This is a genomic window from Actinobacillus suis ATCC 33415, from assembly GCF_000739435.1.
Classification (GTDB): domain Bacteria; phylum Pseudomonadota; class Gammaproteobacteria; order Enterobacterales; family Pasteurellaceae; genus Actinobacillus; species Actinobacillus suis.
Genome location: NZ_CP009159.1, coordinates 166818 through 189471, shown reverse-complemented (window position 1 = coordinate 189471; position 22654 = coordinate 166818). Strand labels below are relative to the sequence as shown.

The following is a 22654-nucleotide window of genomic DNA, read 5'->3' as shown; positions in this document are numbered from 1 at the left end:
TTACAAATTAGACCGCTTGTTTTATCAATAGATTGAAAGCTATCTCAACCAAACTATTGTGTTAATTCAGTACGCAGTTTCTTCGTTACATCCACCATGACTTGTAATTGCTCTATAGTTTCTTTCCAACCTCGCGTTTTTAAGCCGCAATCCGGATTCACCCATAAACGTTCTTTCGGGATTACCTTCAATGCTTTACGTAATAAATGCTCGATTTCACCGGCTGTCGGTACACGAGGACTATGAATATCATAAACACCTGGGCCGATATCATTCGGATATTTGAAATCGGCAAACGCTGTGAGTAATTCCATATCAGAGCGTGAAGTTTCAATCGTGATCACATCCGCATCAAGCCCTGCAATCGCCGGTAAAATATCGTTAAATTCCGAATAGCACATATGAGTGTGGATTTGGGTATCGTCTTTTACGCCCATATAACTTAAACGGAACGCTTCTCCCGCCCATTGTAAATAAGCATCCCAATCCGCTCGTTTAAGCGGTAAGCCTTCTCGAATTGCCGGTTCGTCAATCTGAATCACTTTAATTCCGGCTTTTTCCAGATCCAATACTTCGTCAGAAAGTGCCACGCCAATTTGCTTACATACGGTAGAACGAGGAATATCGTTACGCACAAACGACCATTGTAAAATCGTCACCGGACCGGTTAGCATGCCTTTCATCACTTTATCCGTCAGGTTTTGAGCATATTGCGACCAACGCACCGTCATCGGTTCAGGACGAGTGACGTCACCATAAATCACCGGCGGTTTTACACAACGAGAACCGTAGCTTTGTACCCAACCAAATTTAGTGAAAGCAAAGCCGTCCAGCAACTCACCGAAATATTCCACCATATCGTTACGTTCCGCTTCGCCGTGAACTAATACGTCTAAGTCCAGCTCTTCTTGTTTACGAACTACAAATTCAATTTCTTTTTTCATTGCCGCTTCATAATCGGCAAGCGATAGTTCCCCTTTTTTAAATGCAGCACGGGCATGGCGAATTTCCAATGTTTGCGGAAAAGAACCGATATTGGTAGTCGGAAGAAGCGGTAAATTTAGCCATTTATTTTGCAATTTAATTCGCTCGGCAAAAGGTGACTGACGTTTGTCCGCATTTGCCGGTAAATTCGCTAAACGTTGTGCCACTTCCGCTTTATGAATCACTTTACTGTTTTCTCGAGCATCTGCCGCGGTTTGGCTGTCATTTAATTGTTCTGCGACCGCTGACCGCCCCGCATTTAATGCCTGTTTTAAAACCTGCAGCTCTGCCACTTTTTGTAAGGTAAAAGCTAACCAGCGATACAATTCAGGGTTAGTTTGCTGTAATTGCGTTTCTACCGCTAAATCATAAGGTGTATGCAATAACGAACAGCTCGGTGCAATCCATAAACGCTGATTAAATTTCGCTTTTAATGGTTCCAACACATCCAATACACGATTTAAATTCGCTCGCCAAATATTACGCCCGTCAATCACACCGGCAGAAAGCACTTTCGGATAATCTTCAAATGCACTGAGTTGTTCCGGCGCACGCACGAGATCAAGGTGTAAACCGTCTACCGGCAACGCTTTTAATAAAGCAGCGTGTTCTGCCACCGAGCCGAAATAAGTTGCCAATAATAGCTTCGCATTCACTTTAGCTAACTGAGCGTAAACATCTTGATAAGCCGCAAGCCATTCTTGAGGTAAATCTAATGCCAATGCAGGTTCATCAATTTGAATCCATTCCACACCTTCAGCGGCTAGTGCGGTTAAAATCTCAAAATAAACCGGCACAAGTTGCTTGAGCAAATCAAAGCGGTTAAAGGCTTCACCTTTTTCTTTACCTAGCCATAAAAATGTTAGCGGGCCGACGATCACCGGTTTAACCTGATGTCCGGCAGTTTTCGCTTCACGAATTTGATTCACATAATGCGTAGGATTCGCCTTAAACGTGGTATTTTTCTGAAATTCCGGTACAAGATAGTGGTAATTAGTATCAAACCATTTGGTCATTTCAATCGCAAACTGCTCTTTATTACCACGTGCTAATTGGAAATATTGATCGAGACTCAGAGTTTGGCTGTCAAAACCAAAACGAGCCGGTATCGCGCCGGTTGCTACTTGTAGATCTAAAATGTGATCGTAAAACGTAAAATCGCCGACCGTGACAAAATCCGCATCGGCTTGCGCTTGATGCTGCCAATTTTTTTCACGTAACGCTTTTGCCAGATCTAATAAATCTTGTTCGGCTAATTCTTTACGCCAGTAGCGTTCCTGCGCAAATTTTAATTCACGTTTTGCCCCTACACGTGGGAAACCTAAGATATGTAATGTTGTCATACTGCACTCCTGCGATCTGTTTGTTATTCAGCTAACTTAGCGATTAATCCGCTAAGCTGTGTCAAAAATAATGCAAGAACCTTAAACATTATGCAACTTCATAATCTTCAATTTAATTATGAATATTTTTAATAATCAATTAAGTTATAGATTACGCATAAAGTATGCCCTTTATGTTATGCTTAATCATATCTCAAGACATTTTTTAGGGAGGAAAAATGAAAAAATGGCTAGGACTTTGCGCTCTTTTAGCACTTAATACCGCTTATGCCGATGAATGCTTATATTCATTAACAGGGAAGAAATTAAAAAGCGTACAATGTGATGTGGAACGGCTTGAACAAGGAATCGTACATGGTAATCAATATTTCACCGATCAAATTACCATCAATCATAATCGATTCTATGTTTCCGCCTATGAGTTAACATACGAAATTACTGGTGCGGAATACGGGCTAATTAGTAAAAAAATGCCGGACAAAATACCTGAGCCGGATAAAACGAAAACCGTCTTCTTTTCTTTAGATGAAAATATGCAATGGGCGGATCATTACAGTTATTGGAGTTGTTGGCAAAAAGAAATCGGCAAAGAAACGGTTTGCGCAAAAACTACTCAGTAAAAATAAAGCGGCCTAATTTATTTCATTATTTGCAAAGCATTTTTGTTGCAAAAAAAGAATAAAATTAGACCGCTTATACATTTAATTAGCTATTATTGGCTAGCACCAAATACCGCGCCCCAAGAAGTATCACTGCCAATGTTAGATACATCTCTAATCATACCGCCAAGCTCTTTAGCATTTTCACCGTAGAATTTGCCTTCTACATTCGCTTTCGTTGGGAAACTATTTGAATTTGCCGCACCGGCAAAGCTATTACCAGAAATATCTGCCGTAATATTCACTGCTTCAAGCGTATCAATATTTAAAGAACCATTCAGTTTTTTCGCACCGAAATCAACGTTAAATTGTGACGTTCCTTTTAACCAATCATGTTCATCAAATTGCACTGTATTACCGGCAATAATTGCATGACCATTATAAGTCGCTGTGCCGCTAGTTGGCATTGACGCTGTTGGAGAACCATTATAGAACATATAACTGTCTACTTCCGGACCATTCCTATCGAGAACCCCAAAACGTACTGCGCTATATTTATCACAGCAGGCACTTAAAAGTCCCATATTTAACCAAGTACCCGAATAAATACCCGAACTTTTATAGCCAACGCGAATTTCTGTACCTTCAACATTTAAGAGTTCAGTATTTGAATTATGTAATTCAACTCGCTTTTCCAAAACATCATCGTCTTGATTCGATATCACAAGAACAGTTCCTGTTGATGAATTTGAAGGCATATTTCCTACTACCGGTGTATAGCCTCGATTATTATCATTAGAAGGATTGTTTGGCTGAGAAGGAGTAGTTGGCTGAGGCATATTATCAGCTACCGGTACATTTACAGCAGTATTTGATGAATCATTATTGTCACCGCCGCCACTACTTCCACAAGCGCTTAATACAAGCCCAGTTAATACAGTTAAACTTAGTTTTGAAATTTTTTGCATATATACACTCCTAATATATCCTTATAAAGAAATTTATTAAAGTATATATAAGTTAAAATAAATAATCTAGAGTTATGTAAATTATTATTTTAATTTATTCAATATAACTCCCCACTAAAAAAAATAATAAAAAACACCATCCAAATAATAAAAAACTTTATATAGACAAATATAAATTTATTTAGTTCCATAAATTAAATCATTTATCTTTCAATTATAATGAAAAAAATTTACTTATTTAAAACAATAATTTATATTATACTCATCCTACTACTTAATTTTCTGAAGACTTTATTAATTGTAAATGAAACCCATCTTTCTTGAACTTCGCCATCTCAAAACATTACTCGCTTTAAAAGAAAGCGGCAGTGTTTCTCTTGCTGCAAAACGTGTCCACTTGACACAATCAGCCCTTTCTCATCAAATAAAATTATTAGAAGATCAATATGAGCTCACATTATTTGAACGTAAAACACAACCTTTACGTTTTACTCCAGCTGGAGATCGTTTAGTAAAATTAGCCCATGAAATTTTACCTAAAGTTGCAGAAGCTGAGCTCGATCTTGCACGAGTAAAGCAAGGCGAAGTTGGGGAATTAAGAATTGCAGTCGAATGCCATACTTGTTTTGACTGGTTAATGCCAGCAATGGATACTTTCCGTCAAAGCTGGCCATTAGTCGAATTAGATATCGTATCCGGTTTCCACACGGATACCGTAGGCTTATTATTAACACATCGTGCAGATTGGGCAGTCGTTGCAGAGGCAGAACAAACGGAAGGGATCATTTACCGCCCGCTCTTTTCGTATGAAATGGTTGGCATTTGTGCTAAAGATCATCCTTTAGCTCAAAAAGATATTTGGGAAGCAGAAGACTTTATTGATGAGACGTGGATAACTTATCCGGTTCCTGACGATATGTTAGATTTATTACGTAAAGTATTACGCCCAGCGGGTATCAGCCCAACACGTAGAACTAGCGAATTGACTATTGCGATTATTCAATTAGTGGCAAGTAAACGAGGAATTGCGACCTTACCTTATTGGGCGGTAAAACCTTATTTAGATAGAGGCTATGTAGTTGCAAAAAAGATTACGCAACAAGGACTGTACAGCAATCTTTATGGCGCATACCGAGAAACGGATCAAAACTATGCTTATCTGAACGATTTCCACAATACCGTAAAATCGCAAAGTTTTGCAACATTACCGGGGTTAATGGTTTTAGAAGATTAAACGTTAATTGCACTGAATATGAAAACGGCCTGATTCTTATCAATCTGGCCGTTTCTTTTATTACTAATTTATTATACTTTCGCGCGATATTTAGAATGCTGTTTTACCGCTTTACGAATTTGGCGAATATTGGTGCGACGACGATTTTTTGTCACATCCACTTTGGTTTCAGTTTCTGCCGGTAGACCAACAAGCTCACGCAAATAGTTTACTTGCTCTAAGCCCATTTCTTCCCATCCACCACGAGGTAAACCTTTTTCTAATTTGATATTACCGTAACGAATACGAATCAAACGACTAACCTCAACACCTTGCGATTCCCATAAACGACGTACTTCACGGTTACGTCCTTCAGTTAAAGTGACATCAAACCATTGGTTTAAACCTGTGCCACCAACGGTTTTAATCTGTTTAAAGTTTGCCGGACCGTCTTCTAACTGAACACCTTTGCGTAAACGTTGTAACATTGCTTCATCAATATTACCAAACACACGCACGGAATATTCACGCTCTACTTCACGGCTCGGGTGCATTAAACGATTCGCTAACTCACCGTCTGTAGTAAACAGTAATAAACCTGAAGTATTAATATCTAAGCGACCGACCGCAATCCAACGTGCACCGGTTAAACGAGGTAAGCGATCAAATACCGTTGCACGACCTTCCGGATCTGAACGAGTACATAATTCACCTTCCGGTTTGTAATACATCAATACGCGACAAATTTCTTTTTGTGCCGGAATTAAGCTGATTAAATTACCGTCAATACGAATTTTAGTGGCACTGCTTACCTGTACACGATCGCCTAAGCTTGCGATTTTACCGTCAACGCTCACACGTCCTGCTGCAATAATCTCTTCCAATTCACGGCGAGATCCTTGACCGGCACGTGCTAAAATTTTCTGTAATTTTTCGCCGACTATTTTCGCTTTTTTTTCTACTGTTTCAGTAACAGAAGCGGTCGGTTTTACTGATTTTTTTACTAATGGCTTAGACGTTGGACGGGCACGTCTTTCAGATTGTTCATCAAATTTTCTAGATGATGAACGCTTGTCTCCGCTACGTTTATCAAAACGCTTTTCGCCTTGCGAATGTTTAAAAGACGGTGAACGTTTATCAGTTGGTTTTTTTTGAAATGTTGTCATTAAAATTCCTTAAATTGTCGCTCTCACGAGCGTCTGAAATATGGATTTCTCCAATTTTCCTATACACGATAGGAGAAAACATGATTAGTTAAAAGGCGTAATATCGCCCGATCCTTCACGAATAATTCGAGGACTATCTTCGGTTAAATCAATCACAGTTGTCGGCTCTTGACCTAAATAACCGCCGTGGATAATTAAATCCACACGATGCTCTAAATGTTCTCGAATTTCATCCGGATCCGATTCGGTAATTTCCGTATCAGGTAACATTAACGAGCAAGATAAAATCGGCTCGCCTAGCGCTGCAATTAATGCCAAAGCGATCGCATTATCCGGTACACGAATCCCTATCGTCTTACGCTTAGTCATTAATCTACGCGGTACGTCTTTGGTTGCCGGTAAAATAAAGGTGTAAGGATTTGGGGTGTTATTTTTGATTAAGCGATAAGATTGATTAGTGACTAATGCGTAAGTGGAAAGCTCTGACAAATCACTACATACCAAGGTAAAATTGTGATTTTCAGGCAATTTACGAATCGCAACAATGCGATCCATTGCGTGTTTTTCACCGATTGCACAGCCTAAAGCATAACCTGAATCTGTCGGATAAATAATAACGCCACCATTTTTAATAATTTCTACCGCTTGATTAATCAAACGTGCCTGAGGGTTATCAGGATGAATATAAAAAAATTGGCTCATAGCGTAATATCCTTCGAAAAAAATGTTGGTGCATTATACACCAACATTCTTATATTCTCTAAAGAATTATACCGTTCTTAGAGTGCCGCTAATTGCTCTAGCGACGGCGCAAAATAATAACTACCAGAAACCGGCTTAGTAAAGCCTAACAAGCGGTCAGTTTTGCCGTCTAATTCACCAAACATACTTTTAAGCTGTTGGTCGATATTGTGTAAACGTTTCGCAAAAGCAATAAAATATAGACCATGCTCGCCGCTCGCTAAACCGTACGGCAAACTGTGGCGTAAAATTTTTAAACCTTTACCATTTTCTTTTAAATCCACACGACCTACGTGAGAATTTTCCGGTACATCCTCAAGCTCAACACTGTCCGCTTTTGTTCTGCCGATCACTTGTTCTTGACGCTCCGTGTTCATCTTATGCCATTTTGCCAATTGATGAACATAACGTTGACTCAACACATAACTACCACCGGCATCCTCACCGTCTTCAATTAAAGCGACTTCACGCAGTTTTTCATCGGTTTGCGGATTCTCAGTACCGTCAATAAAGCCGGTTAAATCACGCTCTTCCACCCAACGAAAACCATGGGTTTCTTCCACAATTTCCGCCACCTCTTTTAATTGTTCCACCACCATCAAAGCGATAGAAAAATTAATATCCGGACGATTAGATTGGATATGCACTAAAAAATCACATTGGGTTGCCGGCGCATACTCTCGTTCGGCTTTGCCTAATGCAATAAAATCCTTCAATTCGGCAGCGGAATTAGTCTTTAGCTGGTTCCAAAGCGCTTTACCAAAAGCCAAGGTAAGCCCTAATGCTTCCGTAGAAAATTGCTGTTGAAGTTCCTGAAATTGATGCTGAATGGTATGAACTTTAGAACGAAACATTTCAATATTTAAAATATTCGCTTCAATAAAAATGCCCGATTTACGATGCGTTAGTGTAATGCCGGATTGTGGAGTTGCCATAATGTATCCCATAAGTAAGAAAATAGATAAGAAACAATCGTTATTGTACAAAAGCGAGTAAATAAAATCAGCCGTTTTAGTCAAATTCCCAGTATTAAAAAAATCACTTGACTTATCATTTTTATACTAGTTTAATAGTACAAAATTAAAAAATAAAACAAGGAATCGTGAAATGAATCTAAATACTCAGCAAACACAACTTCCCTATTATGAAGATACAACCGTAGCGTTTTATCACCTATGTGATAATAAACCACATACACTTTTATTAGACTCAGCAGAAATTCACAGTAAAAACAGCCTAAAAAGTCTATTATTCGCCCAATCCGCATTACATATTTATTGCGATGCTCAAACCGTCACTTTTGAGGCGTTAACTGAAAACGGTAAAGCCGTACTTCCCCATATTCAAGCAGCGCTTGCTCAGTTATCTCCGACTCCAAATTGCAAAGTTTCAACGGAATTTAACCGCTTGTCGGCAACCTTTCCACCCATTGCCCAAAATTTAGATGAAGATAGTAAACTTAAAACCAGCACCGTGTTTGACGGTTTACGTTGTGTGAGCCAACTTTTTGCTGATAAAGCAGATCCAATCTATTTAGGCGGTTTATTTAGCTACGATTTGGTCGCCCATTTTATTCCGATGGATGGTATTCAACTACAAGATGACGGCTTAAGTTGCCATGATTACAGCTTCTATCTTGCCGAACAATTAGTGTTTATTGACCACCAAAAACAGGAATCGGTATTGCACACTTTCTGTTTTGATGAAACACAGCAAAGCCGCTTACAGCAACAAGCGGTCGAATTTAGCCAAATTCTTGCAAAATATCAGCCTTGCGAATTACGCCTACCGATTCAAACGGCGAGTGGTGAAGTGAAAACCAATATTGAAGATGAAGACTTTAAACAGATCGTTCAAAAACTCAAACATCATATTCATATCGGTGATGTGTTCCAAATTGTACCGTCACGCCGTTTTAGTTTGCCTTGCCCGAATATTTTAGCCGCTTATCGTCAGCTTAAAATTAATAATCCAAGCCCGTATATGTTCTTTATGCAAGGCGAAAACTTTACTTTATTCGGTGCATCGCCCGAAAGTGCCTTGAAATATTCGCAAGCTACTCGTCAATTAGAAATCTATCCGATTGCCGGCTCTCGTCCGCGTGGCTTTGATGCTAATGGCAATATCGATCCGGAATTGGATTCACGCTTAGAATTGGAATTGCGTTTAGATCAAAAAGAATTGGCAGAACATTTAATGTTAGTCGATCTGGCTCGTAATGATGTCGCACGAGTCTGCCAAGCCGGTACACGTAAAGTGGTGGATCTGATGCAAATCGATCGCTACTCACAAATTATGCACCTTGTCTCTCGTGTAGTCGGCACATTGCGTAGCGATTTAGATGCGTTACACGCTTATCAAGCATGTATGAATATGGGTACATTAACCGGTGCGCCAAAAATTAAAGCGATGCAATTAATCTACCAAGTAGAGCAACAAAAACGCCACAGTTACGGCGGTGCAGTCGGTTACTTAACCTCACAAGGTGATTTAGATACTTGCATTGTGATTCGTTCTGCATTCGTACAAAACGGCATCGCTTACGTACAAGCCGGTTGCGGCGAAGTATTGGATTCGGATCCGCAATCAGAAGCGGATGAAACACGTCATAAAGCGAAAGCCGTATTAAAAGCAATCGCACAAGTTAATACCAAATAAGGACGGATAAGCTATGGCACATATTCTTTTTGTTGATAATTTTGATTCGTTTACCTACAACCTTGTCGATCAATTTCGTGAATTAGGTCATCAAGTAACTATTTTTCGTAACGATTACCCATTAGAAGACTTTCTAAACAAAGCACAAACTACCGAAAATTGTATTGTAGCGCTTTCGCCCGGCCCCGGCACACCGGCAGAAGCCGGCAATATGTTAGCAATTATTAAACAGCTCAAAGGCGTTGTACCGATGATTGGTATTTGTTTGGGTCATCAAGCGATTATCGAAGCGTTAGGCGGACGTATCGTGCATACCGGTACTGTTTTACACGGCAAAGTGTCTAAAATTGAACACGATAACCAAGCAATGTTCCACGGTATTAATAACCCGATGCCGGTTGCCCGTTACCATTCATTAATGGGTGATAACCTACCGGAGGAGTTAGAAATCAATGCTCGCTTCGATAATATCGTGATGGCGATTCGCCACAAACAATTACCGATTTGCGGCTTTCAATTTCACCCAGAATCAATCCTAACCGTAGAAGGCACTAAATTATTAAAACAATCGGTCGAATGGCTGCTTTCCACACAACATTAAGCAAAAAAATTTAGAAAAATAACCGCTTATCAGTATAACGAAAACAGGATAACACTATGCAACTCGACAACATTCTTAGCCAATTATTTGAGAACCAAGCACTCACAAAAGCAGAATCGCAATACTTTTTTGAACAAGTAATTCAAGGTAATGTTTCTAACGAACAACTCGCCGGCGCATTAATTGCGTTAAAAGTACGGGGCGAGACAATTGAGGAAATTGCCGGAGCGGTTGAAGCTGCATTTGCAAATGCAACCGTATTCCCAACTCCCGATTACGATTTTGCCGATATTGTCGGAACCGGTGGCGACGGGCAAAATACAATCAATATCTCTACCGCCAGTGCGATTGTAGCCGCAACCTTAGGCTATAAAGTAGCAAAACATGGCAGCCGCAGCGTCTCCAGTAAAACCGGCGCAAGTGATGTACTATCCGCATTAGGGATTAATGTGGCGATTTCACCCCAAACCGCACGCCAAGCGTTAGATGAAAATAATCTCTGTTTCTTATTTGCACCGCTTTACCACGCCGGTTTTAAACACGCCGTACCGGTACGCCAAGCATTGAAAACTCGCACGCTATTTAATATTCTGGGGCCGTTAGTCAATCCGGCACACGCGAAACGCCAATTACTCGGCGTTTATTCACCGGAAGTTTTGAAAATTTATGCAGAAACGGTACGCACCTTAAATCATCAACATTCGATTGTGGTGTACGGTTCCGGTTTAGATGAAGTGGCGGTACACGGCGAAACTTTAGTCGCTGAAATTGAACAAGGCGAAATCCATTATTTCACACTGACACCGGAAGATTTCGGTATCCAACGCCATTCAATTGAGGCGTTAAAAGGTGGTGAGCCTACAGAAAATGCGGAAAAAATTACCGCTTTATTAAAAGGCAAAGGCGAAGCGGCACATATTGATGCGGTTGCAGTAAATACTGCTATGCTCATGCGCACATTCGGAGAACGAGATTTAAAAACCAACGTACAGCGTGTCAAAGATTTGCTGAGAACAGATAAAGCCTACCAAACCTTGCAAAAGCTCGCCCGATACCAGTAACATATTGCCCACATTTGTGGGCTTTTTTATAGGAATAAACAGTTGAAAAAAAGTATTTACGATACCCCGATTTTCTTTGAACGTTATCAACAATTACGTGAAAACCCAATCAGTATGAATGAAGTGGTGGAAAAGCCTACCATGTTTTCACTTTTACCGGATCTTACCAAGAAAAAAGTGTTAGATTTAGGTTGTGGTACCGGCGTACATCTAGCACATTATTTGGAATTGGGAGCAAGTAAAGTTGTCGGTCTGGATTTATCGGAACTCATGCTAAAACAGGCGGAAAGTGATTTAGCAAAAAACTGGCAAAAATCGACCGCTTTCTCACTGCACTGCTTGCCAATGGAACAATTAGATAAAATTCCGGAAGATCATTTTGATGTGGTCACCAGCTCGTTTGCGTTCCATTATATTGAGGACTTTGCCGATTTACTTGCAAAAATTTCCGCAAAAATGACCGCTTGCGGTACGCTGATTTTTTCCCAAGAACATCCGATCGTCACTTGCTATAAAGACGGCTATCGTTGGGAGAAAAATGAGCAAAAACAACAAGTTGCTTATCGTTTAAATTATTATCGAGATGAGGGTGAGCGAGACAGAAGTTGGTTCCAACAAGCATTCAAAACCTATCATCGCACCATGGCAACAATCTGCAATCAGCTGATTCAAGCCGGTTTTGAAATCGTGCAAGTGGAAGAGCCAATGCTGGCGGAACAACCGCAATGGCATAACGAGTTTAAAGATCTACAACATCGCCCGCCATTACTGTTTATCAAAGCAGTTAAGAAAAGTTAACCGGTACTTTGCGTTGCTCGGTGGTTGTTTTGCCGCCGAGCTGTGTTAATAACAATTCTACCGCCCATTTTCCCGCCTGAGGATAACCAAAATCCAGCGTAAGCAAATTGGTTGCAAAACACTGCAATAATGTATTTTGCCCGATACAAGCAAGCGGTAGATTTTGCTGATTTTCTTGCAAATATTTTAATGCACTAATCGCTAGCGAGCTGCTGGCACACAATATCGCCGATACCGGTTTACACATTAACTTCGGCATCTGTAAATAGCCGCTTTCAATCGTCAATTCCGCTTCCACTAAATTAGCGGGAATCTGATGAGAATTACAAAAAGCCAAATAGCTGCGATTGCGATCATGACCAGTTGTTTCATCTTGATCATTTACGCCTAAGTAGGCAATGTTACGATGCCCCTGCTGATACAATTTCGTCATTAATATACTAATCGCATTCTCATCATCATAATATACCGCAGGAATATTGGGGTAAGCACGAGCAACAGTCACCAATGAGCCTCGCCATTGCTGAATAATTTCAAGTGAAAGTTGTGAAAAACCAAATAGAATAACGCCATCCACCTGACGTTGGCGGAATAATTCAAAATGGCGAGTCACTAATTCAGGTTGAAATTGGCTCTCAACAATCAGAGGGGTAATATTTTTAGCGTATAGCTGCTGTAAAATCGTGCTTAAAGTTTGAGATTCAGCGGTGGAGTTAAGACGTGTAACAATAATTCCAACAACAGGAGAAGAAGCCCCTCTCATTGCTCTGGCACTTTGATTCGGCTGGAATCCTAACTCATCAATGACTGCTTGCACTCGTTCTCGAGTCTGAACACTCACCTTAGGATCATTATTCAACACTCGAGACACTGTGGATTTACCAACATTACAACGTGCGGCAATATCTTTAATCGTTAATTTCATTAGGATACAGGTAGTTGGTAAGCAGGAGTAGGGTCAGATTCCGGCAAGATTTCCTTCTCCGGATTTTCTAATTCTTCCTTCGTTGGTTCTGGTTTCTGCTCTACCGGCTTAGTCTCAGCTTCTGGTGCTACAGCTGGTGTTTCAGTTTTTTCTTCAGCCGGTTCTACCACGGCTTCAGAAGCCGATACAGCCGTTTTATTTTGTGTTTTTTCAACATCACTCTTTGCCGGTTTAACTTCTGCAACTTTTGCAATATCCACTTTTTTAGTCGGTTTCGGCGATTCTAATTTTGTCGATTGTGACTCAGAATCCACCGCTTGTTCGGTTGATGCCGGCTGATCCGTTAATTCAGCTTTAGTCGATAACTTCTGTTGTTTCGGTTCAATTGAAATTTCTTCCAGACTTTGGCGATATTCTGCTGACTGGTGTACTTCTTGCTCTGCACCTTCTACTTTCTTAGCGATTAATTTATAGCTGAACTCAACTTTCGGATCTAACCAAATAGCCAGCATTGCATCATTAAATTCAGCATTAAAATCTTGCTCAATCACTTTATCATTTAACACAAAATAACCACGATCAGCTAACGCAATATAGCTTAATGAATCATCCGGTTTTAAATCCGGTAAGATTTTACGAAGTCGATCGATCACTTCATCTTGTGCAGGAAGTGTAATCCCCAAATTCGCCCATGATTTCGCTACTGAAATCGCGAAATCTCGACCATCAACCGGTTTACTGTATTTCAATGTCAACATTACTGGGCGTTCCGTATTCTTATATTCGCCCGTTTCTGTAAATAGGGAAATATTATAAATTTTGAACGGTCCCCAAGTGTAATCCACATCATTGATTTTTTCCCACTTAGCAACCGCAGTGCTGCTCAATACTGCAAAGAGAAAAGATAAGAGAGCTTTGTAACGCATTATTATTGTCCCCAGTAAACAAAAGAGGCTGTATTATACCTGAGCCGAGTATAGAGTAAATTCATCAATCCTTGTTTCACGAAAATTTTGTGATCGACTTCAAAGATTTAAAATAAAGTTATCCCAACCTAGCTAAAAAAGAGTAGTATCAAATTAAACCAAAGGTTCAATTAAGACATTATAGGAGTTGTATATGTTCCCAGAATTTCGTGAGCTAATCACCAAATTAAAAAATAGTGATGCGCATTTTACTCGCCTATTTGAGAGACATAATGAGCTAGACCAACGCATTAAAAACATGGAGTCAAATATAGAGCTTGCAACCAATGATGAAGTAGAGCTTCTCAAAAAAGAGAAATTACATATAAAAGATGAGCTATACGCAATTCTAAAGAAAAAATCAGCTTAATGAATTAACGACAATGCCCACTTTTTGAAGGTGGGCATTTTAATAGCCATTAAATTTCGATAGTTATCAAAAACAAAAAACCCAGCCTAAGCTGGGTTTTCTAATAATCTAAAGATTATTCAGCAACTACGTTAACAGTTACAGTTGCATTCACTTCAGCGTGTAAGTGAACTTTAACTTCGTGTTCGCCAGTTGTGCGAAGTGGACCTTCACCTAAACGAACTTCTGATTTAGCTACTTCAACGCCTGCCGCTGTTAATGCATCAGCGATATCTTTTGCAGAGATAGAACCGAATAAACGGCCATCGTCACCTGCAGTTGCAGATACTGATACTGCTGCGATTTCAGCAATTTTAGCTGCACGAGCTTGTGCTGCTGATAATGCTGCCGCCGCTTTTGCTTCTAATTCAGCACGACGTGCTTCGAAGTGAGCAATGTTTGCTGCTGTTGCCATAACTGCTTTACCTTGTGGGATTAAGAAGTTACGTGCAAAACCTGATTTAACAGTTACTTGGTCGCCCACAGAACCTAAGTGAGCAACTTTATCTAATAAAATAACTTGCATTGTACTCGACCTCTCTATTACTGATGGTTGTCAGTGTATGGAAGTAACGCTAAGTAACGAGCGCGTTTGATTGCGCGAGCTAATTGACGTTGATACTTCGCACGAGTACCAGTGATACGGCTAGGAACAATCTTGCCGCTTTCAGAAATGTAGTTCTTTAATGTAGCGATATCTTTGTAATCGATCTCAACAACATTTTCCGCTGTGAAACGGCAGAACTTACGACGACGGAAATAACGTGCCATTTGGCTTCTCCTGATCTATAAATTCAATATGTTCGGCGTGAACGACTAATTGGTTTAAACCATTATAGTCTTTGTGAGTATGAATAAATCCATGAACTCTAATTTTATCGCCGAGCTTTATTTGTTGGGTTATTAAACTAAATTGACTGCCATTTAAAATCACTTGGATTTTACACCACGCCTGACGTTCTAAATTCACTTCGGTTTGGATTGAACGATGTTCAAGCCAAAAACGATAATTCGGAACCCCTAACGGGTTTTGGCTTTGCTTAACCATTGAAGCGACCGAGCCGCTCAGAATTAAGCAATTATCAATTGGCGAATTACTCGCCAGCTTCCTCTGATTCAACTTCAGCTACCGCTTCAGCAACTTTGCTTTCTTTCGCTTTCACCATTGGTGAAGCTTCAGTTACTGCCGCTTTAGTGTGAACGATTAAGTTACGAAGAACTGCATCGTTATAACGGAAGTTAGTTTCTAACTCGTCGATTACACTTTGAGGTGCTTCTACATTCATTAACACGTAGTGTGCTTTGTGAAGTTTGTTGATTGGGTATGCTAATTGACGACGACCCCAATCTTCTAAGCGATGAACTTGACCGCCAGCTTCTTTTACAGATGCTGTGTAACGCTCAATCATTGCTGGTACTTGTTCGCTTTGGTCCGGGTGAACCATAAAAACGATTTCGTAGTGACGCATTGACTATCCTTACGGGTTAGCAGCCTCCAACTTTAGCCAGTCACCAACTTGTGGAAGCAAGGATTAAAAAACAAATGTGACTGAACGGCGGAATTATACGTAAACTTGTTGGTTTTGCAAGCAAAATTTATTGTTAATGCTGTCTTTTAAGCATAATTTAATAATGTGATTTATCACTTAAATATGAAAATAGGTTTTATCAGATGAAAATACGAATAATAGTTCAGTATTTTGTGATCTTCTAGTACAATTGCGCAAACGTTTGCTTTTGTTAATTTATAAGGAATCCAAATGAATGTATTAATTATTGGTAACGGTGGTCGTGAACACGCTTTAGCTTGGAAAGTTCGTCAATCGCCTTTAGTCAAAAAAGTTTTTGTCGCACCGGGTAATGCAGGTACCGCACTGGAAGAAGGTATCGAAAATGTTGCAATTTCAGCAACAGACCTTCCGGCATTAGTAGCTTTTGCGAAAGAAAACCAAATTGGCTTAACGATTGTTGGACCGGAGGCACCGCTCGTTATCGGTGTAGTTGATGCATTCCGTGCAAACGGCTTAAAAATTTTTGGTCCGACTCAAGCTGCCGCACAATTAGAAGGTTCAAAAGCGTTTACTAAGGATTTCTTAGCTCGTCATCAAATTCCAACTGCTGAATATCAAAACTTTACAGAAGTTGAGCCGGCTATTGCTTATTTAAAGCAAAAAGGAGCGCCAATTGTGATCAAAGCAGACGGTTTAGCTGCCGGTAAAGGTGTAATTGTTGCGATGACGCTTGAAGAAGCGGAAGAAGCAGTAAAAGATATGCTGTCAGGCAATGCATTCGGCGAAGCCGGTAGTCGTGTGGTTATCGAAGAATTTTTAGACGGTGAAGAAGCAAGCTTTATCGTGATGGTAGACGGTAAAAATGTTGAACCGATGGCGACCAGTCAAGATCACAAACGTGTTGGCGAAGGTGATAAAGGTTTAAATACCGGCGGTATGGGCGCATACTCACCGGCTCCGGTTGTCACTCCAGAAATTCATAACCGTGTAATGGAAGAAGTGATTTACCCAACCGTGAAAGGTATGGCGGCGGAAGGTAATCCGTATACTGGTTTCCTCTATGCCGGTTTAATGATTATGCCGAACGGACAGCCAAAAGTGATCGAGTTTAACTGCCGTTTCGGTGATCCGGAAACGCAACCGATTATGATGCGTTTAGAATCAGATCTTGTACAACTTTGTTTAGCCGCTTGTGATGAAAAACTTGATACGGTTAAATCAAAATGGTGTGAACAAGCAGCATTAGGCATCGTACTTGCAGCGGAAGGTTATCCGGGCGATTATCGTAAAGGCGATGAAATCAGCGGTATTCCAACTCAAGCACAAAAATCACAGAAAGTATTCCTTGCCGGTGTTGAGCAAAAAGACGGTAAATTAGTGACAAACGGTGGCCGTGTTTTATGTGCAACCGCATTAGGTAATTCGGTGTTTGATGCACAGCAGCAAGCTTTAAAACTTGCCGAACAAATTCAATGGCAAGGACGTTTCTATCGCCGTGATATTGGTTACCGTGCAGTAGCAAGAGAAAAAGCATAATTTGCTTTTAGGCTCATAGCAAAAAATCAAGCGGTCTAATTTGTAAAATATTTTGCAAATTAGACCGCTTGTTATTAGCTAGCGAAGAATATTAACGCTGAGCGTTTTTCTCTAATTGCGTCCAGTTATAGAAACCATAAAGCGAGTTAAGCAGATATGCTCCGTACATTAAATACATTGCCGGTGTTTCCGCCCATAAAGCAATCGATAACACATTAAGTACAATCCACAATAACCATTGTTCACGATAACGTAAAATCATCAGTAATTGTGCCGCCACCGTGGTGATAGTTGTCACTCCATCTAAGCCGGTTGAACTACCGCCCGCTGCTTTAAGTGCTTGAATAAAAAGTAAAGTACCGATACTAATCGTTGCTAATAATACGATCCAACCTTTGACAGTTAACGATTTAGCAATCACCGCACCACCGCCTTGGCTGTCTTTTTGCATATTCGCTTGCCAAACGAAGTAACCGATAAACTGCGCCGGTAAATACACATAAAGCACACTGTTCATTTCACCGATAAAATTATTGCCCCATGCTACATAAAAATAGGTGTAAGCAAAAATTAAACCGAACAAGTAATTACTTACTTTGCCTTTACTCACTAAAACAACACAGATAATACCGGCGATGCCAGAAATCATCGCCAAAATAGAATCCGGTGCTTGTACGTAAGCCCAAACTTGGGCGGCAATAAAGGCAACAAGCCAAATCACTTCAAAGGGTCTCCAGCCGGAAAGCTCTTGTTTAACAAAATTCGAAACGGTTTGTGTATTCATATAACCTCCAATGTAATGATACTGAGGAAAGTGTAAGTTAAATTAGCATAGAATGTAAAATATAAATTACATTCTCATGCGTCAGATAAAAAAATAGGACTGTCTAGACAACAGTCCTATTTCGATTACAGATTATTTAAACGTACATCAATTAACACTTTATCTTGTGCCGGTGCAATCTCTTTTGCTTTTTCATAAGCGCTCTTTGCAACATCTTTATCGCCTTTAGCAACAAGAATATCACCGCTTAACACAAGCTTACGTTGTTCCCACACTTGATCTTGGATCTGGGCGAGCATTGCTAACGCCTGATCGTAGTGTTTTAGTTGGTAATCCACCGCAGCTAAACGGAAACGAATTACTGTTTGTAAAGTCGAGTCGCTTGCAGCCGTCAATGCATTCTCTAATACACTTTTCGCACGAGCAAAATCCGCTTTATCAACGGCTTGTTTTGCTTCTTCTAACTGTGCAAAAACGGCATAACTTGAATCTTTATGATCCGCAATAAACTTTTCTACAAGCGGTGCATTTTTGCTTGGATCTTGTAAATAGCTTTCCATAATATTTTGGTAAGTTGCAGAAGTTTGTTGTGCCGTTTCAATTTGGTGATTTTTCCAAAAATTCCAACCGAAAGTTGCAGCACAGGCAATAATGATCGCAACCAAAATTGGTGTACCGTTTTCTTTAAACCAGCCTTTTGCCTCTTCAAACTGCTGCTCTTCCGTTTTATTTAAATAATCGCTCATAATAATGATTTCTCCATTTACCCTAAACGGGTAATAACTTAAAAACGTTTAGTAAGTTCTGAAATAAGATCTGCTTGTGCAATAGTAATTTGTTCTGCACCGCTTTGTAGATCTTTTACAACCACTTTTTGCTCAGCGACTTCGCTTTCACCGATAACTAATGCAATTTGCGCTTCTACTTTATCTGCACGCTTGAATTGCTTTTTGAAATTACCGCCGGAACAATGTGTCATCACACGTAATTGCGGTAATTCAGTACGGATTTGTTCTGCAATTTGGAATGCATTTAAAGTTGCGCCTTCGCCTGAATAAACTACATAGACATCAACAGCTTTCGGTAAGCTGATCTCTTTATTCACTTCTTGAACAAGTAAAACTAAGCGCTCTAAACCCATTGCAAAACCAACGCCTTGCGTTGCATGACCGCCAAGCTGTTCAACCAAGCCGTCATAACGACCGCCACCACATACAGTACCTTGAGAACCTAATGCTGAAGTTACCCACTCAAACACGGTTTTATTATAGTAATCTAAACCACGTACCAGTTTTGGATTCACCTCATAAGCAATACCCATTGCGTCTAATAGACTACAAAGCTGCGCAAAATGTTCACGACTGTCATCATCTAAATAATCTAATAATTTCGGTGCGTCATTCAGCACTTCTTGTAACGCTTGGTTTTTGGTATCAAGAATACGTAACGGATTTTTAACTAAACGCTCTTTTTCTTCATCGCTCATTAAAGCGGTATGATTTTCTAAGAATTTTACCAATGCCGAACGATAATTCGCGCGTGCTTCAAGCGAACCGATTGAGTTCAGTTGTAAAGAAACGTGTTGTTCGATACCTAATTCTTTCCATAAACGCGCAGTTAACATAATGAGTTCCGCATCAATTTCCGGATTTGGAATACCAAAAATTTCTACACCAGCTTGGTGGAATTGACGATAACGGCCTTTTTGCGGACGCTCGTGACGGAACATTGGTCCCATATACCATAAGCGTTGTTCATTATTATAGATCCAGCCACGTTCAATCGCTGCACGTACACAACCGGCAGTACCTTCCGGACGAAGAGTTAATTGCTCGTTATTATCCCAGAATGTGTACATTTCTTTTGAAACCACATCCGTTACTTCGCCAATCGCACGTGCGAAAAGCGGCGTACTTTCTACAATTGGCATACGCACTTCAGAATAGCCATAACCGGCTAATACATTACGTACTTTATTTTCGATCCATTGCCATAATGGTGATTCTGTTGGAGAGCAATCGTTCATCCCACGAATTGCTTGAATATTTTTAGCCACTTTATTTTCCTTTTATTACGCTAAAACCACGGACAACACAAATCAATACGGCAGGTAAATTTTGAAGAAAATTGACCGCTTGTTTTCCACAATATCCGTAAAACCTGTGTAACCCGTGGTTACTAAAATTAAATTTGTTCGATTTGAATTCGATTGTGTTGCTCTGCAACGCGTGCACGAATTTTTGCTTCTAATTGGTCGATGAGTTTTTCGTTATCAAAACGCTCTTTTTGGCGCACGCCATCAAGATAAAAACCACTCATTTTATTGGAACCGGTGACACCGAGATCCGATACAAGCGCTTCACCCGGACCGTTTACCACACAACCGATAATAGAAACATCCATCGGGGTTAAGATATCTTCTAAGCGTTGTTCTAACGCATTCACCGTTGCAATTACATCAATTTCTTGACGTGAGCAAGTCGGGCAAGCAATAAAGTTAATACCACGAGAACGAATACGTAACGATTTTAAAATATCGAAACCGACTTTAACTTCTTCTACCGGATCGGCGGCAAGAGACACACGTAATGTATCACCGATACCTTCCGACAGTAATAAACCTAGACCAATTGCTGATTTAACCGAGCCAGCACGCGCACCACCTGCTTCAGTAATGCCTAAATGCAACGGCTGTACGATTTGTTTTGCTAAAAGGCGGTAAGATTCGACCGCTAGAAATACATCAGATGCTTTCACACTCACTTTAAAGTTCTCAAAATTAAAGCGATCTAAAATATCTACGTGACGTAATGCCGATTCTAATAACGCTTGCGGAGTCGGCTCACCGTATTTCTCTTGCAAATCACGTTCAAGCGATCCTGCATTTACTCCAATTCGAATCGGAATATTTTTATCTTTTGCACAATCCACTACCGCACGAATACGATCTTCATTACCGATATTACCCGGATTGATACGTAAACAGTCAACACCGTATTCCGCCACTTTCAAAGCGATACGATAATCGAAGTGAATATCCGCCACAAGCGGCACATTCACTTGTTGTTTAATCACTTTAAATGCCTCTGCGGCATCCATGGTCGGCACGGAAACTCGTACAATATCCGCCCCAACACGTTCCAATGATTTAATTTGCGCAACCGTTGCTTCTACGTCAGTTGTACGGGTATTCGTCATGGATTGTACCGAAATCGGTGCATCACCACCGACTGCGACGTTACCCACCCAAATTTTCTTCGATTCACGACGTTTAATTGGCGATTGATGAATTGACATGTCCAATCCTTATTGTGCTAAAGGTAAACGAATTCGAGCTACACGACCATCAATTTTTAACGGTACTTCTTGGCCTTTATAGTAAAGTTTTACATTTGCCGGTGCGCCAATCGTTAAACGATATTGTTCGTTACCGTTAAAGGTTAACACTTCGCCGTTGCTATATAATTTTTCTGCTAAGCTTCTTTTACTTTTGGTATTTTTTACGGTAATCCAGCTTTCTTTACCAATGACTTCAATACGTAATTCATCATTACCAATCGCTGCCGGCTCGCTAGTTTCTTCAGTAGTACCCGTTTCCACTGTTTGTTGTAACACATTCACTGCTTCTGCCGGTTGTTCTGCAGCAACAACTTCCGATTGAACGGTTACTGGCGCACTTTCCACTGCCGGTGTATTTACGACAGGCCCAGTAACTTCCGGTACTTTCACTTCTTCAACAACGGCTGGCGCAACCGGTTGTACCGGCTGTGGCGCTACGGTTACCGGAGCAGGAGTAACAGGCACGCTCGGTGCGACTTCTGCAGGAGTAGAACTAATCACAAATTGGTCGCGATTTTCTTGCTCTTTTTGGTAATCTTGCCACCACCACAATAATGTCATCCCCGCTGCAGCTAATAACACCAATACGGTTAAATATTTCATCCATTGTGTTTGTGATTTTTGTACAGCTTTTGCCGAAGGGGTTTTAACTGCTTCTTTTGGAATAGTTACTTCACCATAATTAACACTTGAAACTAACTCTTCCGGTAAACGAAGAAAACGTAAATAGTTACGCACATAGCCACGAACAAAAGTCGGCGCTACATTTTGTAAAATGAAAATATCATTTTCTAATGCTTCGATATGTGATTTCTTTAAATTTGTTTTTTTAGCAACATCTTCAACACTTAAATTTAAGGCCTCACGTGCTTGTTTTATTTTTTGTCCTAGTGAACGAACATCTTGATTTTCTTGTGTCGGATTAATTGATTCAGTCATAACTAAGCTCTTGGTTAAAAATTACAGAAAATTATTCGGAAGTTTAAAGATGTAATGCTTGTTTTGCAATCTTAACAAGCAAATTCAAGCAAATTTTTTTAACAAGCGGTTAAA

General features: G+C 40.2%; 24 protein-coding genes. 8 read left to right on the top strand and 16 right to left on the bottom strand.

The features are described from left to right. Positions 1–53: 53 nt before the first annotated feature. On the bottom strand, positions 54–2327 hold the full coding sequence (gene metE / locus ASU1_RS00965) for a 5-methyltetrahydropteroyltriglutamate--homocysteine S-methyltransferase (RefSeq protein ID WP_014990999.1): 2274 nt from the start codon (positions 2325–2327) through the stop codon (positions 54–56). A 218-nt stretch (positions 2328–2545) separates the two neighbouring features. On the opposite strand from metE, the gene ASU1_RS00960 reads away from it, so the two are divergent. Beyond that, a complete protein-coding gene (locus ASU1_RS00960) occupies positions 2546–2947 on the top strand; it encodes a hypothetical protein (RefSeq protein WP_014990998.1) in 402 nt (133 codons plus the stop codon). Between the two features lie 92 nt (positions 2948–3039). Here the strand turns inward: ASU1_RS00960 and ASU1_RS00955 are convergent, their stop codons facing one another. Further along, positions 3040–3894 (bottom strand): Slam-dependent surface lipoprotein, encoded by an 855-nt coding sequence (locus ASU1_RS00955; protein ID WP_014990997.1) that lies wholly within the window; start codon positions 3892–3894, stop codon positions 3040–3042. 304 nt (positions 3895–4198) lie between these two features. Here ASU1_RS00955 and ASU1_RS00950 point away from each other — a divergent pair, with 304 nt between their 5' ends. Next, positions 4199–5128, top strand: coding sequence for a LysR family transcriptional regulator (locus ASU1_RS00950; protein ID WP_014990996.1), 930 nt, complete (start codon positions 4199–4201; stop codon positions 5126–5128). 71 nt (positions 5129–5199) lie between these two features. On the opposite strand, the gene rluB is transcribed toward ASU1_RS00950, so the two are convergent. From rluB to ASU1_RS00935, 3 genes are all read right to left on the bottom strand, one after another. After that, positions 5200–6273, bottom strand: a complete 1074-nt coding sequence (gene rluB, locus ASU1_RS00945; RefSeq protein ID WP_014990995.1) for a 23S rRNA pseudouridine(2605) synthase RluB — start codon at positions 6271–6273, stop codon at positions 5200–5202. A gap of 84 nt (positions 6274–6357) precedes the next feature. Next, entirely contained in the window at positions 6358–6975 is a 618-nt protein-coding gene (locus ASU1_RS00940) for an L-threonylcarbamoyladenylate synthase (RefSeq protein WP_014990994.1), read from the bottom strand. 77 nt (positions 6976–7052) lie between these two features. Then, complete coding sequence (locus ASU1_RS00935; RefSeq protein ID WP_039194844.1) at positions 7053–7949, bottom strand: Dyp-type peroxidase; 897 nt, start codon at positions 7947–7949, stop codon at positions 7053–7055. 172 nt (positions 7950–8121) lie between these two features. Here ASU1_RS00935 and ASU1_RS00930 point away from each other — a divergent pair, with 172 nt between their 5' ends. The 4 genes from ASU1_RS00930 to ASU1_RS00915 are packed head-to-tail and all read left to right on the top strand — an operon-like array spanning position 8122 to position 12132. Continuing rightward, the gene (locus tag ASU1_RS00930; RefSeq protein WP_014990992.1) at positions 8122–9672 is read left to right on the top strand and encodes an anthranilate synthase component 1; all 1551 of its coding nucleotides are present in this window, start codon (positions 8122–8124) and stop codon (positions 9670–9672) included. Positions 9673–9685: 13 nt separating this feature from the next. After that, positions 9686–10273, top strand: coding sequence for an aminodeoxychorismate/anthranilate synthase component II (locus ASU1_RS00925; protein ID WP_014990991.1), 588 nt, complete (start codon positions 9686–9688; stop codon positions 10271–10273). Between the two features lie 56 nt (positions 10274–10329). Further along, positions 10330–11334: an anthranilate phosphoribosyltransferase gene (trpD, locus tag ASU1_RS00920; RefSeq protein WP_014990990.1), complete on the top strand. Its 1005-nt coding sequence runs from the start codon at positions 10330–10332 to the stop codon at positions 11332–11334. A gap of 42 nt (positions 11335–11376) precedes the next feature. Beyond that, positions 11377–12132: a class I SAM-dependent methyltransferase gene (locus ASU1_RS00915; protein ID WP_014990989.1), complete on the top strand. Its 756-nt coding sequence runs from the start codon at positions 11377–11379 to the stop codon at positions 12130–12132. On the opposite strand, the gene ASU1_RS00910 is transcribed toward ASU1_RS00915, so the two are convergent. Then, positions 12119–13057 carry a LacI family DNA-binding transcriptional regulator gene (locus tag ASU1_RS00910; RefSeq protein WP_014990988.1) on the bottom strand — a complete coding sequence of 313 codons (939 nt, stop codon included), beginning with the start codon at positions 13055–13057 and terminating at the stop codon, positions 12119–12121. The two genes, ASU1_RS00915 and ASU1_RS00910, sit on opposite strands and share 14 nt — an antisense overlap. Beyond that, entirely contained in the window at positions 13057–13983 is a 927-nt protein-coding gene (locus tag ASU1_RS00905) for a hypothetical protein (protein WP_014990987.1), read from the bottom strand. Before ASU1_RS00905 ends, ASU1_RS00910 begins: the two co-directional genes overlap by 1 nt. Before the next feature lie 193 nt (positions 13984–14176). Here ASU1_RS00905 and ASU1_RS00900 point away from each other — a divergent pair, with 193 nt between their 5' ends. After that, positions 14177–14392 (top strand): HP1242/YdcH family protein, encoded by a 216-nt coding sequence (locus ASU1_RS00900; RefSeq protein ID WP_014990986.1) that lies wholly within the window; start codon positions 14177–14179, stop codon positions 14390–14392. 115 nt (positions 14393–14507) lie between these two features. On the opposite strand, the gene rplI is transcribed toward ASU1_RS00900, so the two are convergent. From rplI to rpsF, 4 genes are read right to left on the bottom strand one after another with little or no spacing between them, the layout of a single operon-like run. Then, positions 14508–14957 (bottom strand): 50S ribosomal protein L9, encoded by a 450-nt coding sequence (gene rplI / locus ASU1_RS00895; RefSeq protein ID WP_014990985.1) that lies wholly within the window; start codon positions 14955–14957, stop codon positions 14508–14510. A 17-nt stretch (positions 14958–14974) separates the two neighbouring features. Beyond that, on the bottom strand, positions 14975–15202 hold the full coding sequence (rpsR, locus tag ASU1_RS00890; protein WP_005598105.1) for a 30S ribosomal protein S18: 228 nt from the start codon (positions 15200–15202) through the stop codon (positions 14975–14977). Further along, on the bottom strand, positions 15177–15551 hold the full coding sequence (gene priB / locus ASU1_RS00885; RefSeq protein WP_026313171.1) for a primosomal replication protein N: 375 nt from the start codon (positions 15549–15551) through the stop codon (positions 15177–15179). Before priB ends, rpsR begins: the two co-directional genes overlap by 26 nt. Continuing rightward, positions 15526–15900: a 30S ribosomal protein S6 gene (gene rpsF / locus ASU1_RS00880; RefSeq protein ID WP_005598107.1), complete on the bottom strand. Its 375-nt coding sequence runs from the start codon at positions 15898–15900 to the stop codon at positions 15526–15528. Before rpsF ends, priB begins: the two co-directional genes overlap by 26 nt. Positions 15901–16191: 291 nt before the next feature. Between rpsF and purD the strand changes: the two genes are divergently transcribed. Next, positions 16192–17478, top strand: coding sequence for a phosphoribosylamine--glycine ligase (gene purD / locus ASU1_RS00875; RefSeq protein WP_014990984.1), 1287 nt, complete (start codon positions 16192–16194; stop codon positions 17476–17478). Positions 17479–17569: 91 nt separating this feature from the next. Here the strand turns inward: purD and pnuC are convergent, their stop codons facing one another. The 5 genes from pnuC to ASU1_RS00850 all read right to left on the bottom strand — a co-directional run bounded on the left by pnuC (position 17570) and on the right by ASU1_RS00850 (position 22540). Further along, positions 17570–18262: a nicotinamide riboside transporter PnuC gene (pnuC, locus tag ASU1_RS00870; RefSeq protein ID WP_014990983.1), complete on the bottom strand. Its 693-nt coding sequence runs from the start codon at positions 18260–18262 to the stop codon at positions 17570–17572. Between the two features lie 125 nt (positions 18263–18387). Then, positions 18388–19011 (bottom strand): YfgM family protein, encoded by a 624-nt coding sequence (locus ASU1_RS00865; RefSeq protein WP_197696923.1) that lies wholly within the window; start codon positions 19009–19011, stop codon positions 18388–18390. 35 nt (positions 19012–19046) lie between these two features. Continuing rightward, positions 19047–20318 (bottom strand): histidine--tRNA ligase, encoded by a 1272-nt coding sequence (hisS, locus tag ASU1_RS00860; RefSeq protein WP_014990981.1) that lies wholly within the window; start codon positions 20316–20318, stop codon positions 19047–19049. Positions 20319–20446: 128 nt separating this feature from the next. Continuing rightward, on the bottom strand, positions 20447–21559 hold the full coding sequence (gene ispG / locus ASU1_RS00855; protein WP_014990980.1) for a flavodoxin-dependent (E)-4-hydroxy-3-methylbut-2-enyl-diphosphate synthase: 1113 nt from the start codon (positions 21557–21559) through the stop codon (positions 20447–20449). Between the two features lie 9 nt (positions 21560–21568). Further along, positions 21569–22540, bottom strand: a complete 972-nt coding sequence (locus tag ASU1_RS00850) for a RodZ domain-containing protein (RefSeq protein WP_014990979.1) — start codon at positions 22538–22540, stop codon at positions 21569–21571. Positions 22541–22654: the final 114 nt, after the last annotated feature.

Coding starts and splice junctions, on each gene's coding strand:
- metE (WP_014990999.1), bottom strand. CDS start 2,327: ATGACAACATTACATATCTTAGGTTTCCCACGTGTAGGGGCAAAACGT.
- ASU1_RS00960 (WP_014990998.1), top strand. CDS start 2,546: ATGAAAAAATGGCTAGGACTTTGCGCTCTTTTAGCACTTAATACCGCT.
- ASU1_RS00955 (WP_014990997.1), bottom strand. CDS start 3,894: ATGCAAAAAATTTCAAAACTAAGTTTAACTGTATTAACTGGGCTTGTA.
- ASU1_RS00950 (WP_014990996.1), top strand. CDS start 4,199: ATGAAACCCATCTTTCTTGAACTTCGCCATCTCAAAACATTACTCGCT.
- rluB (WP_014990995.1), bottom strand. CDS start 6,273: ATGACAACATTTCAAAAAAAACCAACTGATAAACGTTCACCGTCTTTT.
- ASU1_RS00940 (WP_014990994.1), bottom strand. CDS start 6,975: ATGAGCCAATTTTTTTATATTCATCCTGATAACCCTCAGGCACGTTTG.
- ASU1_RS00935 (WP_039194844.1), bottom strand. CDS start 7,949: ATGGCAACTCCACAATCCGGCATTACACTAACGCATCGTAAATCGGGC.
- ASU1_RS00930 (WP_014990992.1), top strand. CDS start 8,122: ATGAATCTAAATACTCAGCAAACACAACTTCCCTATTATGAAGATACA.
- ASU1_RS00925 (WP_014990991.1), top strand. CDS start 9,686: ATGGCACATATTCTTTTTGTTGATAATTTTGATTCGTTTACCTACAAC.
- trpD (WP_014990990.1), top strand. CDS start 10,330: ATGCAACTCGACAACATTCTTAGCCAATTATTTGAGAACCAAGCACTC.
- ASU1_RS00910 (WP_014990988.1), bottom strand. CDS start 13,057: ATGAAATTAACGATTAAAGATATTGCCGCACGTTGTAATGTTGGTAAA.
- ASU1_RS00905 (WP_014990987.1), bottom strand. CDS start 13,983: ATGCGTTACAAAGCTCTCTTATCTTTTCTCTTTGCAGTATTGAGCAGC.
- ASU1_RS00900 (WP_014990986.1), top strand. CDS start 14,177: ATGTTCCCAGAATTTCGTGAGCTAATCACCAAATTAAAAAATAGTGAT.
- rplI (WP_014990985.1), bottom strand. CDS start 14,957: ATGCAAGTTATTTTATTAGATAAAGTTGCTCACTTAGGTTCTGTGGGC.
- rpsR (WP_005598105.1), bottom strand. CDS start 15,202: ATGGCACGTTATTTCCGTCGTCGTAAGTTCTGCCGTTTCACAGCGGAA.
- rpsF (WP_005598107.1), bottom strand. CDS start 15,900: ATGCGTCACTACGAAATCGTTTTTATGGTTCACCCGGACCAAAGCGAA.
- purD (WP_014990984.1), top strand. CDS start 16,192: ATGAATGTATTAATTATTGGTAACGGTGGTCGTGAACACGCTTTAGCT.
- pnuC (WP_014990983.1), bottom strand. CDS start 18,262: ATGAATACACAAACCGTTTCGAATTTTGTTAAACAAGAGCTTTCCGGC.
- ispG (WP_014990980.1), bottom strand. CDS start 21,559: ATGTCAATTCATCAATCGCCAATTAAACGTCGTGAATCGAAGAAAATT.
- ASU1_RS00850 (WP_014990979.1), bottom strand. CDS start 22,540: ATGACTGAATCAATTAATCCGACACAAGAAAATCAAGATGTTCGTTCA.